Raw genomic sequence first — 13876 nt, 5'->3', positions numbered from 1 at the left:
CTCCCGCAACGAGGATGCGGAGAGGACGCCAAAAAGAAACAAAAAAAAGCGGAGAGAAATCGCCCCCTCGCCGCGGCGGGGCCGGGAGTATTCGCCTCCCCCCCCCCCCCCCCCCCCCCCCCCCGCCCCGGCGGGCCTTCGGCGCGCGCGGCTACTTCAGGACGAGCGAGGTCCATGCCTTGACCCACTGCTCGCGGTTCTGCGCGATCCGGTCCGGGGCCACGGTCTCGGGCCGGTCGACGACCACTCCGTGCTTCGTGAACAGCTCGGGCAGCTTGGCGTCCTTGACGACCGGGTTCACGAACATGTTGAGCGGCATGTCCTCCTGGAACTGCCGGCCGATCAGGAAGTCCAGCAGCGCCTTGCCGCCGGCCTCGTTCTTCGCGCCCTTCAGCAGGCCCGCGAACTCGGTCTGGCGGAAGCAGGTGCCGGTGGAGACGCCGGTGGGGGCCTCCTTCGGCTGCGGCTCGGCGTACAGCACCTCGACCGGCGGGCTCGACGCGTACGAGACGACGAGCGGGCGGTCGCCCTTGGCCTTCCTGCCGCCGGCGGAGCCGGAGAAGCGCTCGTTGTACGCCTGCTCCCAGCCGTCGACGACCTCGACCCCGTTGGCCTTCAGCTTGCCCCAGTACGCCTCCCAGCCCTGGTCCCCGTACTTGCCGACGGTGGCGAGGAGGAAGCCGAGGCCGGGCGAGGAGGTGGCGGCGTTCTCGACGACGAGGAGGTCCTTGTACTCCGGCTTGGCGAGGTCGTCCAGCGTCTGCGGCGGGGCGAGCTTCTTGTCGGCGAAGTACTTCTTGTCGTAGTTGACGCAGATGTCGCCGGAGTCGACGGGCGTGACCCGGTGCCCGGCCTTGTCGAGCTGGTACTGCTCGGGGACCGCGGCCAGGCCCTTGGCCTCGTACGGGGTGAAGATGCCGTTGTCGAGGGCGCGGGAGAGCAGGGTGTTGTCCACGCCGAAGAACACGTCCCCGCGGGGCGAGCCCTTGGTGAGGATCTCCTGGTTGAGGGCGGCGCCGGCGTCCCCGCTCTTCAGCACCTTGACGGTGTAGCCGGTCTGCTTCTCGAACGCCTTCAGCACGGCCGGACTGGCGGCGAAGGAGTCGTGGCTGACGAGGGTGACCTGCTTGCTCTTCGGCGTGCCGGCGGCCGGGCCGTCCTCGGCCTTGCCGTCCGCGCCGCCGCAGGCGACGAGGGTCCCGGCGCCGAGGGCGACGGCGAGCGCCGCGCCGGCCAGCTTCTTGGTGGTGCTCACGGTTTTTCCTCCTGGGGTGTCCAGGAGAAGACGCGGCCCTGCCCCGGCGCTCGGAGAGCGGACGCCGGGGCAGGGCGCAACAGCTTGAGGTGTGTTGACCGAACTTCCTACCCAGAATGACCTGGGCGAGGTTCAGAGGGTCTGCGGACTGACGGTTCCCGCACTCTCAGCGCTGTGGCGCTCCCCTGTCGGAATATGCAATTGGTTCGGGCCCAGCGTACCCCGGGCCCGAACCGCCGCTTCGGCGCCCGCCCGCTGCCCGCGGGTACGGCGCTCCCCGCCCGGCGCGGGCCGGGTCAGCGCTCGCTGGCGGCGAGCTGCCCGCAGGCGCCGTCGATCTCCTGGCCGCGGGTGTCGCGGACGGTGACCGGCACCCCGTGGGCGGCGATGGCCTCGACGAAGGCCCGCTCGTCCTCGGGGCGCGAGGCGGTCCACTTCGAGCCGGGGGTCGGGTTCAGCGGGATGAGGTTGACGTGCACCCGCTTGCCCTTGAGGAGGCGGCCGAGGAGGTCGCCGCGCCAGGCCTGGTCGTTGATGTCGCGGATCAGGGCGTACTCGATGGAGATCCGGCGGCCGGACTTCTCGGCGTACTCCCAGGCCGCGTCGAGGACCTCGCGGACCTTCCAGCGCGTGTTGACGGGGACGAGGGTGTCGCGCAGCTCGTCGTCGGGGGCGTGCAGCGAGACGGCGAGGCGGCACTTGAAGCCCTCGTCGGCGAACCGCAGCATGGCCGGCACCAGGCCGACGGTGGAGACGGTGATCCCGCGCTGCGACAGGCCCAGGCCGTCGGGCTCGGGGTCGGTCAGGCGGCGGATGGCGCCGACGACCCGCTTGTAGTTGGCGAGCGGCTCGCCCATGCCCATGAAGACGATGTTGGACAGGCGGGCCGGCCCGCCGGGGACCTCGCCGTCGCGCAGGGCCCGCATGCCGTCGACGATCTGGTGCACGATCTCGGCCGTGGACAGGTTGCGGTCCAGACCCGCCTGGCCGGTGGCGCAGAACGGGCAGTTCATGCCGCAGCCGGCCTGGGAGGAGATGCACATGGTGACCCGGTCGGGGTAGCGCATCAGGACGGACTCCACGAGGGTGCCGTCGTGGAGCTTCCACAGGGTCTTGCGGGTGGTGTCCTCGTCGCAGGAGATGTGCCGGACCACGGACATCAGGTCGGGCAGCAGCTCCTCGCGGAGCTTCTCGCGGGCGGCGGCCGGGATGTCGGTCCACTCCGCCGGGTCGTGCGCGTAGCGGGCGAAGTAGTGCTGCGAGAGCTGCTTGGCGCGGAACGGCTTCTCGCCGATCGCGGCCACGGCCTCACGGCGCTCGGCGGGCGACAGGTCGGCCAGGTGCCGGGGCGGCTTCTTGGCACCGCGGGGCGCGACGAAGGTGAGCTCGCCCGGGGCGGGACGGGGGGCCATGACGGGTACTCCTCGGTACGGCGAGGCCTGGGCGCGCCTCCGCGCGGTCGCGGAGCGGACGGGCGGCTCGACCGGAGCCGGGAGACCTCATGGGGTCCGTCCGCGCGGTCGCGGGACGGATCGGGACGGATCCTGACGGGACGGGCCCGGCAGAAAGGGCGCGCCACTCGCGAGTGACGCGCCCTTCAGGATAACCCGTACCGCTCACCCGCCGGGGCTGAGCGGCTTTCCGCAGGTCAGCCGGTACCCACGAACGCGGCCAGCAGCAGCCAGACCACCGGGGCGGTCGGCAGCAGCGAGTCCAGCCGGTCCATGATCCCGCCGTGGCCGGGGAGCAGGGTGCCCATGTCCTTGATGCCGAGGTCCCGCTTGATCATCGACTCGCCGAGGTCGCCCAGGGTGGCGCTGACCGCGACCGCGAGGCCGAGGAGCAGGCCCTGCCACCAGACGCCGCCGTCGATGAGGAACTCCATGCACAGGGCGCCGGCGCCCATGGCGAAGGCGACCGCTCCGAACAGGCCCTCGCGGGTCTTTCCGGGGCTGATGCGCGGGGCGAGCTTGTGCTTGCCGAAGCGCCAGCCGACCGCGTACGCGCCGGTGTCGCTGACGACGGTGAGCACCAGGAAGGTGATCACCCGCTGCGGGCCGTCGTCGGCGGTCAGCAGCATCGCCACGAACGTGGCGAGGAACGGCACGTAGAAGGCGGCGAACACGCCCGCGGTGACGTCCTTGAGGTAGCCCTCGGGCGGTTCGGTCATCCGCCAGACCAGGACGGCGAGGGCGGTGAGGGCCATCGCGACCCAGGCCCCCTCGGCTCCGCGCACGTATCCGGCCACGACCATCGCCGCGCCGCCGACCGCGAGGGGCACCAGCGGCGCCTTGATCTCCTTGCGCTCGGCCAGCCGGGAGGTCAGCTCCCACAGCCCGACGACCACGGCGACGACGACCACGCCGACGAACACGGCCTTCACGATGAACAGCGAGGCGAAGATCACCGCGCCGAGGCCGACGCCGACCCCTATGGCGGCACGCAGGTCCCGCCCCGCGCGCTTCTTCTGCGGCGGCTGCGAGGCCTGGGGGGCCTGCGATGGGGGCGGCGGCGTGGGCATGGGCTCCTGCAACGGCGTCTCGTCGCGGAACGGGGGGCTGCTCGGCAGAGCAACCCCCCGGTCGCGTGCTTCCTGGTCTCCGAAGCGGTCGGGCACGACGGGCATGGGCCGTGTGTGCTGACCTTGGTGCGCATCGTATGCGGGACCCGCCTGCGCATCGTATGCGGGACCCGCCGGAACCGGCTCCGGGACAGGCCCCTGGTCGGACGGCGGCCGGCCGCCGGAGTGTCCGGCGCCCGGCGGAGCCCCCCAGGGAGAGTCGTTCATCAGACCTCGAGCAGCTCGGCTTCCTTGTGCTTGAGCAGCTCGTCCACCTGCGCGACGTACTTCGCGGTGGTGTCGTCGAGCTCCTTCTCCGCGCGGCGGACCTCGTCCTCGCCGGTCTCCTTGTCCTTGACCAGCTTGTCGAGGGCGTCCTTCGCCTTGCGGCGGACGGAGCGGATGGAAACCTTGGAGTCCTCGGCCTTGGTGCGCGCGACCTTGATGTACTCCTTGCGGCGGTCCTGCGTCAGCTCGGGGAACACCACACGGATGATGTTGCCGTCGTTGCTGGGGTTGACGCCGAGGTCGGAGTCGCGGATGGCCTGCTCGATGTTGCGCAGCGCGCTCTTGTCGAACGGGGTGACGACGGCCATGCGCGGCTCGGGCACCGAGAAGGACGCGAGCTGGTTGATGGGCGTGATGGCGCCGTAGTAGTCGGCCACGATCTTGTTGAACATCGCCGGGTGCGCACGGCCGGTGCGGATCGCGGCGAAGTCCTCCTTGGCGACCACGACGGCCTTCTCCATCTTCTCCTCGGCCTCGAGGAGGATTTCTTCGATCACCACGTGCTCCTGCATGTCTTGAGTGGATGGTTCGGGCGGGGCGGGCGGGGCCGCACCTTCAGGCCCGGGTGCCCTGGTCGCTCACCAGCGTGCCGATCTTCTCACCCTTGACGGCGCGAGCGATATTGCCCTCGGCGAGCAGCTCGAACACGAGGATCGGCAGCTTGTTGTCACGGCACAGCGTGATGGCGGTGGCGTCGGCGACCTTGAGGTCGCGGGAGAGCACCTCGCCGTACTCGAGCGCGTCGAACTTCACCGCGGCCGGGTTGGTCTTCGGGTCGGAGTCGTAGACCCCGTCCACGCCGTTCTTGCCCATGAGCAGCGCCTCGGCGTCGATCTCCAGGGCGCGCTGGGCGGCGGTGGTGTCGGTGGAGAAGTACGGCATGCCCATGCCCGCGCCGAAGATCACGACGCGCCCCTTCTCCAGGTGACGCACCGCGCGCAGCGGGATGTACGGCTCGGCGACCTGGCCCATGGTGATGGCCGTCTGGACGCGCGAGTCGATGCCCTCCTTCTCCAGGAAGTCCTGGAGGGCCAGGCAGTTCATGACGGTGCCGAGCATGCCCATGTAGTCGGAGCGCGCCCGGTCCATGCCGCGCTGCTGCAGCTCGGCGCCGCGGAAGAAGTTGCCGCCGCCGATGACCACGGCGATCTCGGCGCCGTCACGGACGACGGCCGCGATCTCGCGGGCGATCGCGTGCACGACGTCGGGGTCGACACCCAGGCCGCCGCCGCCGGAGAAGGCCTCGCCGGACAGCTTCAGCATGAAGCGGCGGCCCTTCTTGTCGTGGTCGCTCTGGTCTTCGGAAGCGGTGTGGGGGTCCACGCCCTGATTCATGGAGATCTCCTCGTGCACATACGAAGAAGGCCATTGCCGGTGGGTCCTTGCGGTTCCCTCTACGGCAATGGCCTCCTCGTCAGATCTGCGGTCGTCCTGCGCGGAGGCGGACGACTGCCTCAGACCCTACCGGGGTCCGGTGTCCGTCGCGTACGGACGGACTCAGATGCCGACCTTGATGCGGGTGAAGCGCTTCAGGGTGACACCGGCCTCGTCCAGGATCTGCTGGACGGACTTCTTGTTGTCCAGCGCGTACGGCTGGCCGAGGAGGGTGGCCTCCTTGAAGAAGCCGTTCAGGCGGCCCTCGACGATCTTCGGGAGCGCGGCCTCGGGCTTGCCCTCGGCGCGGGTGGTCTCCTCGGCGACGCGGCGCTCGGACTCGACGACCTCGGCCGGGACGTCGTCCTTGGAGAGGTACTTCGGCGCGAAGGCGGCGATGTGCTGCGCGATGCCGCGGGCAACCTCGGTGTCCTTGTCGAACTCGACGAGAACGCCGATCTGCGGGGGCAGGTCGGGCATGGTGCGGTGCATGTACGCGGTGACGAACCCGTCGCCGTACTGCGCGAAGCGGTCCAGGACGATCTTCTCGCCGAGGTTGGCGTTGGCCTCGTCCACGAACGCCTGGACGGTCTTGCCGGCCTCGATCTCGGACGCGAGCAGCGCCTCGATGTCCGCCGGGGCGGTGGCGGCGACGTGCGCGGCGATCTGGTTGGCGACGGCCTGGAACTTGTCACCCTTGGCGACGAAGTCGGTCTCGCACTTCAGCTCGACGAGGACACCGGAGGTGTTGTCGTCGGCGAGGAGGGAGACGACGGCACCGTTCTCGGCGGAACGGCCCTCGCGCTTGGCGACGCCCTTCTGGCCCTTGATGCGGAGCGCCTCGACGGCCTTGTCGACGTTGCCGTCCGACTCTTCCAGGGCCTTCTTGCAGTCCATCATGCCGGCGCCGGTGAGCTCGCGGAGCTTCTTGACGTCAGCGGCGGTGTAGTTCGCCATGAGTCTGTGATTCTCTCTCGAAGTCGTAGATCTACGGGTGAACGGCGGGGGCCGGTGCCTCGTGAGCACCGTCCCCCGTCGTCATCGTCCGTGCTGCGAGTGCCCGGGGAGTGAACTCCGGGCGCTCCCAGTGGGTCAGGCCTGCTCGGCGTCCGCGGCCGGGGCGGCCTCGGTGGCCTCGGCGGCCGGAGCCTCGGCGGCGGGGGCCTCGTCGGCCTTCTTCTCGCCCTCGAGGAGGTCGCGCTCCCACTCGGCCAGCGGCTCGCCGATGACCTTGTCGCCCGGCTTCGAGTCACCGGCGGCAACGCCGGAACGGGCGATGAGGCCCTCGGCGACGGCGTCGGCGATCACGCGGGTGAGCAGGGTGACGGAGCGGATCGCGTCGTCGTTGCCCGGGATCTTGTAGTCGACCTCGTCGGGGTCGCAGTTGGTGTCGAGGATCGCGACGACCGGGATGTGGAGCTTGCGCGCCTCACCGACGGCGATGTGCTCCTTCTTGGTGTCGACGATCCAGACGGCGCTCGGCACCTTCTGCATCTCGCGGATACCACCGAGGGTCTTCTCCAGCTTGGCCTTCTCGCGGGAGAGGACCAGGAGCTCCTTCTTGGTGAGGCCGGAAGCGGCCACGTCCTCGAAGTCGATCGCCTCGAGCTCCTTCAGACGCTGAAGGCGCTTGTAGACGGTGGAGAAGTTGGTGAGCATGCCGCCCAGCCAGCGCTGGTTGACGTAGGGCATGCCGACGCGGGTCGCCTGCTCGGCGATCGCCTCCTGCGCCTGCTTCTTGGTGCCGACGAACATGATGGAGCCGCCGTGCGCGACGGTCTCCTTGACGAACTCGTAGGCGCGGTCGATGTACGACAGCGACTGGAGCAGGTCGATGATGTAGATGCCGTTGCGCTCGGTGAAGATGAAGCGCTTCATCTTCGGGTTCCAGCGACGGGTCTGGTGACCGAAGTGGACGCCGCTCTCCAGCAGCTCCCGCATCGTGACGACGGCCATGGCCGTACTCCTTGAGGTGCTCGGTTACCGCGGCCGCCGGACGGCGGTCGCGCCTGACGCCCCGACGCGCCGTGCCACGAGGGACCGAGGAGCGCGGCCACCAGCCCTTGCGGGTCCGGTGGCGGGGCGTGCGAAGTCGACCCGGTGACCCGGATCGCCACAAGAAGTGTACGGGACCGGTACCCGTGCCGGGTGACGTGCCTGTCCACAGCCCCGGACTTGTCCACAGGCCGGCCCGCCCCGACACCCCCGCCCGGCACCCTTTCCCCATGAGCACTCTCGTCCTGGCCCTGCTGCTGGCCCTCGTACCCGCCCCCGTCCCCCACGGCCCCGTCCGCCCCCTGCCGCCCCCGCTGCGCGTCCTGCGCTGGTGGCATCCGCCCCCCACGCCGTACGCGGCCGGCCACCGCGGCGTGGACCTCGCGGCCCCGGTGGGCACCGGCATCCGGGCGGTCGGCCCCGGCCGGGTGCATTACGCCGGACAGGTGGCGGGGCGCGGCGTGCTGTCGCTCACCCTCCCGGGCGGCCTGCGCACCACGTATGAGCCGGTCCGCCCCCTGGTCGCGGAGGGCGAGGAGGTCCGCCCCGGGCAGCTGGTCGCCGTCCTGGCCCCCGGCACCCACTGCCCGGAGCCCTGCCTCCACTGGGGCCTCCTGGCCGGCGACACCTACCTGAACCCCCTCCGCCTCCTCCCCCGCCCCACACCCCGGCTCCTGCCGCTCCCGTGAGCGGAGGGAAGGCTGCGGACGGGACGCGCGCAGAGGCAGGGGGAGCAGACACAGGGGAGAGCGCGAGCGGCCCTGCACGAAAACCGAAAACCGAACGACGAAGGGAGAGGGCGCGGAGGCGGGAGGGGCGGGGGGAGAGGGGGGCGGGGGCGGGGGGGAGGGCCCCCGGAAGGCCGTGTTTCAGCCGCGGACGCCCCGCAGCGCCATCCCGACGGCCGCCTCGGTGACCTCGGCGGGGTTTTCGGCCGCGCCGAGTTCGATGCGGCGGACGGCGGCGTCGACGACGCCCTGGAGCAGCATCGCCGCCAGCCGGGGCTGGGCGTGTCCGAGCGCTCCGAGTGCTTCCACGACCATGGCGACGAGTCCGCCGTGGGCCGCGCGGATCTTCTCGCGGGCGCCGGCGTCCAGCTCGCTCGCGGAGATGGCGACGACGGCCCGGTGCCGCCGGTCCCCCACCAGGGCCAGCTGGCTGCGCACGTAGGCCTCGATCTTGGCCTCGGCGGTTTCCTCGGCCTGCATCGCGGCTTCGATCTCGGCCGCCCAGACGGGGAAGTCCACGGCGCACAGCTCTTCGACCACGGCGGCGCGCGAGCGGAAGTACTCGTACACGGAGGAGCGGGCCAGTCCGGTGCGGGCGGCGAGAGCGGGGAAGGTCAGGGCGTCGGTGCCGCCCTCGGACAGCAGGGAGCGCGCGGCGTCCAGGAGGGCGCCGCGCTGCATGGTCCGGTGCTCGGCCACGGAGGCCGCTCGAATCCTGGGCACCCTTCCACTCTACGGAGGGAGGGCGCGCTCACCGGCCGACATCGGCCAGCTTTGCGCGCAGTTGCAGCACCGACTTGGTGTGGATCTGGCTGACCCGGCTCTCGGTGACCCCGAGGACGTTGCCGATCTCCGCGAGGGTGAGTCCTTCGTAGTAGTAGAGGGTGACGACGGTCTTCTCCCGTTCGGGGAGGGTGTTGATGGCCCGGGCGAGCAGCCGCCGCAGTTCCCGGCCCTCGGCCACCTCGACCGGGTTGTCGGCGGCGGTGTCCTCCAGGGTGTCCATGAGGCTGAGCCGGTCGCCGCCTTCGCCGCCGACGTGGAGCAGTTCCTCCAGGGCCACGACGTTGGCCAGGGAGAGCCGGCTGAAGACAGAGTGCAGCTCCTCCAGCCCGATCCCCATCTCCGCGGCGACCTCGCTCTCGGTGGGGGTCCGGCGCAGCTGGGCCTCCAGGGTGGCGTAGGCCCGTTCGACCGCGCGCGCCTTCTGGCGTACGGACCTGGGGATCCAGTCGAGGGCGCGCAGCTCGTCGATCATCGCGCCGCGGATCCGGGTGATGGCGTATGTCTCGAATTTGATGGAGCGGTCGATGTCGAACTTCTCGATCGCGTCGATCAGGCCGAAGACGCCGGAGGAGACGAAGTCCGCCTGTTCCACGTTGGGCGGCAGGCCGACGCTGACCCGGCCGGCCACGTATTTGACGAGCGGCGAGTAGTGCAGGATCAGCTGCTCGCGCAGGCGCTCGTCACCCGAGTCCTTGTACGACCGCCAGAGCTCGTCGAGGGACGAGGGTGCGGTGGGCCGCACGCTGCCGCGGGCAGCGGGGGGCACCGCAGCGCGGTCAGACTCTGGGGTGTGCTGGGGCATGCGTCGCCTTGAGCCGTTCTGCTGTGTACTGGCTGATCTGTGCGGGAGGCCGTGGCCGGTTCGGGATCCCTGGGAGCGTAGCGTGACTGGAGTGTCGCGGTGCGCGAAGAGTACGGGATGGCGAGGGGGCGCAGCGGTTCTCCGGGACGCGCGGGCGGTCCGGGCCGGGCGCCGGGTGCGCGGCCCCGGCGGGTGAGACCGGGAGGACGGCGTATCTCATCGGTTTCACCCTTTCACCGGAACGCCCCAGGTCAAGCACCGCCTCGCCGGGGTTCCCCGGTTTGTGTCGCGGGCGGGTCCCGGCGGGTGGTCAACTGCCAGGCGTCGCCCTGCCGTTCGACGAACCCCAGAGAGTGAAGTTCGTACAGTCTGCCGATGACTTCATCGGTGTCCGAGCCTGCGGCGAGGGCGAGTTCGGCTACGGTGGCGGCCCGTCCGGCCGGAAGGGCTTCGAGGGTCCGGGCGGTGTGCGGGTCGAGCAGGTCCCGGGCGCACACCGGTCCGCGTCTCGGGGGTGCCAGTTCGCCCATGTCGCCGACGAGTTCGACGACTTCGGCCGCGTCGGTGACGAGTACCCCTTCGCCGCGCAGGAGTTCGTGGACTCCGGCGGACAGTCCGCTGGTGGCGGGACCGGGCACACCCATGGTGTGCCGTCCGAGCCGCTGGGCGCACCGGGCGGTGACCAGGGAGCCGCTGCGGAGGGCGGCTTCGACGACCACGGTGCCCCGGGTGAGGGCTGCGATGACGCGGTTGCGCAGGACGAACCTGCTGCGGGTGGGGTGGCTGCCGGGCGGGAGTTCTCCGAGGAGCAGCCCTTGGGCGGCGATGCGGCGCAGGAGTCCGTCGTGTCCGCGCGGGTAGCTGGTGTCCACTCCGCAGGCGAGGACGGCGGCGGTGGCCCCGCCGGCGGCGAGGACCCCGCGGTGGGCGGCCCCGTCGATCCCGTAGGCGGCGCCGGACACGACGACCCAGCCGCGTTCGGCGAGTCCGGTGGCGAGGGTGGCCGCCATGTGGGCTCCGTACGGGGTGCAGGCGCGGGCGCCGACGACGGCGACGGAGCGCAGGGCCCAGGTGCGCAGGGAGGGGCTGCCGCGGACCCAGAGTCCGATGGGCCGGGCGTCTCCGAGGTCGTCGAGCTGCCGGGGCCAGTCGGGGTCGCCGGGGCAGATGAAGCGGCTGCCTGCTGCTTCGGCGGTGGCGAGGTCGCGGGCGGGGTCGGCGGCTTCGGCGCGGCTGCGGTATCCGGCGAGCCGGTGGGGGCCGACGCCGGCGAGGGCGGCGGTTCCGGCTTCGGGTCCGGTGAGCAGGCCGAGGAGTCCGGCTGCTCCGTGGGTGCGCAGCCAGCGGCCGCCGTGTTCGTCGCCGGGTTCGAGGACCCGGGTCAGGGCGGCCCGGGCGAGCCGCTCGGTTTCGGTGCTCATCGGGGTGCTCCTGTGGTGAGGGGTGTGCCGCGGGCGATGCCGGTGCGGAGTTCGAGGGCGACGGCCACGTCGAGGGGTCCGGGTCTGTCGCGACCGCCGAGGTCGGCGACGGTCCAGGCGACGCGCAGTACGCGGTCCAGTCCGCGGGCGGTGAGCAGGCCCCGCTCCATGTCCCGTTCGGCCGGGGCGAGTGCGCCGGGGGCGGCCTGCCAGCGGGAGCGCAGTTCGTGTCCGGGCACTTCGGCGTTGAGGGTCCAGGGGGTGCCTTCGAGGCGGGCTGCGGCGCGTTCGCGGGCGGCCCGGACCCGGTCGGCGACGGCGGCGGTGGGTTCGCCGCGGCCGCCGTGGCCGAGCAGGTCGGCGCGGGTGACGGGTTCGGCTTCGACTCTGATGTCGATGCGGTCGAGGAGGGGGCCGGAGAGTCTGGCCTGGTAGCGGCGGATGACGGAGGCGGGGCATTCGCATCCGGAGCCGTGCAGGGTGTGCCGTCCGCAGGGGCAGGGGTTGGCCGCGAGGGCGAGGAGGAAGCGGGCGGGGAGGCGCACCACTCCGTTGGCGCGGGCGATGACGACCTGGCCGGATTCCAGGGGCTGGCGCAGGGCGTCGAGGGTGCGGCTGCTGAATTCGGGGGCTTCGTCCAAGAAGAGGACGCCGCGGTGGGCGAGGGAGACGGCGCCGGGCCGGGGCAGGCCGTTCCCGCCGCCGACGAGGGACTGCATGGTCGCCGAGTGGTGGGGTGCGCAGTAGGGCGGTGCGGTGATGAGGGGTTCGCCGGGCGGCAGGAGCCCGGCGACGGAGTGGACGGCGGTGACCTCCAGGGATTCCTGGCGGGTGAGGGGCGGCAGGATTCCGGGGAGCCGTTCGGCGAGCATGGTCTTGCCGGCTCCGGGCGGGCCGGTGAGGAAGAGGTGGTGGCCGCCGGCCGCGGCGACTTCCAGGGCGCGGCGGGGGGCCTGCTGCCCGGCGACGTCCGCGAGGTCGGGGGCGTCGCCGCGGCCGGCGGCGAGTCCGTTGCCGGCTCCGGCGCCGGGCAGGACGAGTCCGGCGAGCAGGGGGTCGGGGCGGCCTTCGCGGTCGGGTGGTTCCTCCTGGGGGACGGGGCTGTCGGTGAGTACGGCGATGAGCTGGCGCAGGGTGCGGACGCCGAGGACGGAGACCTCGGGGACGAGTGCCGCTTCGGCGGCGGACTGTTCGGGGACGACGACCTGCCGGTATCCGGCTTCGGCGGCGGCGAGGACGGCGGGCAGGACTCCGCGGACGGGCCGGACCCGGCCGTCGAGTCCGAGTTCGCCGATGAGGACGAGGTCGGCGATCTCGCGGGGGTCGATGCATTCGGCGGCGCCGAGCACGGCTGCGGCCACGGCCAGGTCGAAGCCGCTGCCGGATTTGGGGACGGCGGCCGGGCTGAGTCCGACGGTGAGCTTCTTCTGCGGCCATTCGGCTCCGGAGTTGACCACGGCGGCGCGGACCCGGTCGCGGCTTTCGACGAGGGTCTTGTCGGGCAGTCCGACGAGGGTGAAGGCGGCGACGCCGGGTTCGAGGTCGGCCTGGACCTCGACGACGACTCCTTCGACGCCGACGAGGGCCACCGAGCAGGCGCGGGCGAATCCCATCACGCCACCCCCTTGGCGTGCTCCACGCGGGGTGCTCCGCGGCGCGGCAGGACCACGCCGATCAGGTCGATGCGGACTCCGCCCGGGGGCGGTCCGCCGTGTTCGGCGAGCCAGCGGGCGGCGAGCCGGCGCAGCCGCGCCGCCTGTGCGGGTCGCATCGCGGCCATGGGGTGCTCGAAGGGGCCTTCGCGGCGGGTCTTGACCTCGCAGAGGACGAGGGCGTCGCCGTCGCGGGCGAGGATGTCGATCTCGCCGGTGCGGCAGCGCCAGTTCCGTGCGATCACGGTCATGCCGGCCTGGGACAGGCACCGGGCGGCCAGGTCCTCCCCGTACCGTCCGAGGGCCCGCCGGGCGAGCCCGGCACGCGTCACGGCCGCGGCCCGCTCCGCAGGACCGCCGGCCCCGGCCGTTCCCCGGCGCCCGCCGGCCCGATCGGTCCCGGCCGGGTCACACCCGGCCCGATCGGTCCCGGCCGGGTCACACCCGGCCCGATCGGTCCCGGCCGGGTCACACCCGGCCCGATCGGTCCCGGCCGGGTCGCACCCGGCCCGTTCGCTCCCGGCCGGGTCGCCCCGCCCGGCGGGCCCGCAGCGCGCCCCCTGGGCCATGCCGCCCGGCACCCCACCGCCCGGCAGCGACGCACCGCCGCCTGCCGACGGACCGCGCCCTACCCGCGTACCGCCGCTCCCGGACACACCCCGGCCCGCCGACAAGCGGCCGCCGGACGTACTGCCGCCTGCCGACAGGCCGCCACTCCCGGACTTACCGCCGCCTGCCGACGTACCGCCATTCCCGTGTGTACGGACTGCGGCCCGTTCGGCGCCGCCGCCCGGCCCGCCGGTTTCCCGGTGGCTCCCGGATCCATGGCTCCGGGCTGCGTCGCCGCTCCAGGCGGGCCCGGAGGGCGCCTGGTCCCTGCCGCCGCCCAGCGACGTACCGCCGCCGCCGGACGTGCTGCCGTCTGCCGACGTACCGCCGCTCCCGGACGTATCACCGGTCGGCGACGCTCCGTGGCTGTCGGGTGGGCTGCCGTCCACCGGCAGGCCGCTGCTCC

General features: G+C 72.3%; 13 protein-coding genes. 1 reads left to right on the top strand and 12 read right to left on the bottom strand.

Translation table 11 applies throughout. The features are described from left to right. Positions 1-151: 151 nt before the first annotated feature. The 7 genes from ACZ407_RS26660 to rpsB all read right to left on the bottom strand — a co-directional run bounded on the left by ACZ407_RS26660 (position 152) and on the right by rpsB (position 7433). Entirely contained in the window at positions 152-1255 is a 1104-nt protein-coding gene (locus ACZ407_RS26660; RefSeq protein WP_468132465.1) for a thiamine ABC transporter substrate-binding protein, read from the bottom strand. 296 nt (positions 1256-1551) lie between these two features. Next, the gene (gene rlmN, locus ACZ407_RS26655; RefSeq protein ID WP_468132463.1) at positions 1552-2667 is read right to left on the bottom strand and encodes a dual-specificity RNA methyltransferase RlmN; all 1116 of its coding nucleotides are present in this window, start codon (positions 2665-2667) and stop codon (positions 1552-1554) included. 236 nt (positions 2668-2903) lie between these two features. After that, the gene (locus ACZ407_RS26650) at positions 2904-4043 is read right to left on the bottom strand and encodes a phosphatidate cytidylyltransferase (protein ID WP_468132461.1); all 1140 of its coding nucleotides are present in this window, start codon (positions 4041-4043) and stop codon (positions 2904-2906) included. Beyond that, positions 4043-4600: a ribosome recycling factor gene (gene frr / locus ACZ407_RS26645; RefSeq protein WP_468132597.1), complete on the bottom strand. Its 558-nt coding sequence runs from the start codon at positions 4598-4600 to the stop codon at positions 4043-4045. Before frr ends, ACZ407_RS26650 begins: the two co-directional genes overlap by 1 nt. 58 nt (positions 4601-4658) lie before the next feature. Next, the gene (pyrH, locus tag ACZ407_RS26640) at positions 4659-5438 is read right to left on the bottom strand and encodes a UMP kinase (RefSeq protein WP_468132459.1); all 780 of its coding nucleotides are present in this window, start codon (positions 5436-5438) and stop codon (positions 4659-4661) included. 162 nt (positions 5439-5600) lie between these two features. Beyond that, on the bottom strand, positions 5601-6434 hold the full coding sequence (gene tsf, locus ACZ407_RS26635) for a translation elongation factor Ts (RefSeq protein ID WP_468132457.1): 834 nt from the start codon (positions 6432-6434) through the stop codon (positions 5601-5603). Between the two features lie 135 nt (positions 6435-6569). Further along, positions 6570-7433, bottom strand: coding sequence for a 30S ribosomal protein S2 (gene rpsB, locus ACZ407_RS26630; protein ID WP_468132455.1), 864 nt, complete (start codon positions 7431-7433; stop codon positions 6570-6572). Between the two features lie 269 nt (positions 7434-7702). On the opposite strand from rpsB, the gene ACZ407_RS26625 reads away from it, so the two are divergent. Next, positions 7703-8161, top strand: coding sequence for a M23 family metallopeptidase (locus ACZ407_RS26625; RefSeq protein WP_468132453.1), 459 nt, complete (start codon positions 7703-7705; stop codon positions 8159-8161). A 180-nt stretch (positions 8162-8341) separates the two neighbouring features. On the opposite strand, the gene ACZ407_RS26620 is transcribed toward ACZ407_RS26625, so the two are convergent. The 5 genes from ACZ407_RS26620 to ACZ407_RS26600 all read right to left on the bottom strand — a co-directional run bounded on the left by ACZ407_RS26620 (position 8342) and on the right by ACZ407_RS26600 (position 13193). Continuing rightward, positions 8342-8881, bottom strand: a complete 540-nt coding sequence (locus ACZ407_RS26620; protein ID WP_468132595.1) for a TetR/AcrR family transcriptional regulator — start codon at positions 8879-8881, stop codon at positions 8342-8344. 70 nt (positions 8882-8951) lie between these two features. Next, positions 8952-9788 carry an RNA polymerase sigma factor WhiG gene (gene whiG, locus ACZ407_RS26615; RefSeq protein ID WP_468132451.1) on the bottom strand — a complete coding sequence of 279 codons (837 nt, stop codon included), beginning with the start codon at positions 9786-9788 and terminating at the stop codon, positions 8952-8954. Between the two features lie 251 nt (positions 9789-10039). Next, positions 10040-11209, bottom strand: a complete 1170-nt coding sequence (gene dprA / locus ACZ407_RS26610; RefSeq protein WP_468132449.1) for a DNA-processing protein DprA — start codon at positions 11207-11209, stop codon at positions 10040-10042. Continuing rightward, the gene (locus ACZ407_RS26605) at positions 11206-12822 is read right to left on the bottom strand and encodes a YifB family Mg chelatase-like AAA ATPase (RefSeq protein WP_468132593.1); all 1617 of its coding nucleotides are present in this window, start codon (positions 12820-12822) and stop codon (positions 11206-11208) included. The genes dprA and ACZ407_RS26605 overlap by 4 nt, the downstream gene beginning before the upstream one ends. Next, positions 12822-13193, bottom strand: a complete 372-nt coding sequence (locus ACZ407_RS26600) for a YraN family protein (protein ID WP_468132447.1) — start codon at positions 13191-13193, stop codon at positions 12822-12824. Before ACZ407_RS26600 ends, ACZ407_RS26605 begins: the two co-directional genes overlap by 1 nt. Between the last annotated feature and the right edge of the window lie 683 nt (positions 13194-13876).

This window comes from Streptomyces sp. NPDC030809 (genome assembly GCF_055572195.1).
The sequence above is the reverse complement of the archived record's forward strand: the minus strand, read 5'-3'. Positions and strand labels throughout refer to the sequence as shown.

Excerpts from the sequence above, each read along its gene's own strand:
- whiG (WP_468132451.1), bottom strand. The coding sequence starts at position 9,788 with ATGCCCCAGCACACCCCAGAGTCTGACCGCGCTGCGGTGCCCCCCGCT.
- rlmN (WP_468132463.1), bottom strand. The coding sequence starts at position 2,667 with ATGGCCCCCCGTCCCGCCCCGGGCGAGCTCACCTTCGTCGCGCCCCGC.
- pyrH (WP_468132459.1), bottom strand. The coding sequence starts at position 5,438 with ATGAATCAGGGCGTGGACCCCCACACCGCTTCCGAAGACCAGAGCGAC.
- tsf (WP_468132457.1), bottom strand. The coding sequence starts at position 6,434 with ATGGCGAACTACACCGCCGCTGACGTCAAGAAGCTCCGCGAGCTCACC.
- ACZ407_RS26625 (WP_468132453.1), top strand. The coding sequence starts at position 7,703 with ATGAGCACTCTCGTCCTGGCCCTGCTGCTGGCCCTCGTACCCGCCCCC.
- rpsB (WP_468132455.1), bottom strand. The coding sequence starts at position 7,433 with ATGGCCGTCGTCACGATGCGGGAGCTGCTGGAGAGCGGCGTCCACTTC.
- ACZ407_RS26605 (WP_468132593.1), bottom strand. The coding sequence starts at position 12,822 with ATGGGATTCGCCCGCGCCTGCTCGGTGGCCCTCGTCGGCGTCGAAGGA.
- ACZ407_RS26650 (WP_468132461.1), bottom strand. The coding sequence starts at position 4,043 with ATGAACGACTCTCCCTGGGGGGCTCCGCCGGGCGCCGGACACTCCGGC.
- ACZ407_RS26620 (WP_468132595.1), bottom strand. The coding sequence starts at position 8,881 with ATGCAGCGCGGCGCCCTCCTGGACGCCGCGCGCTCCCTGCTGTCCGAG.
- dprA (WP_468132449.1), bottom strand. The coding sequence starts at position 11,209 with ATGAGCACCGAAACCGAGCGGCTCGCCCGGGCCGCCCTGACCCGGGTC.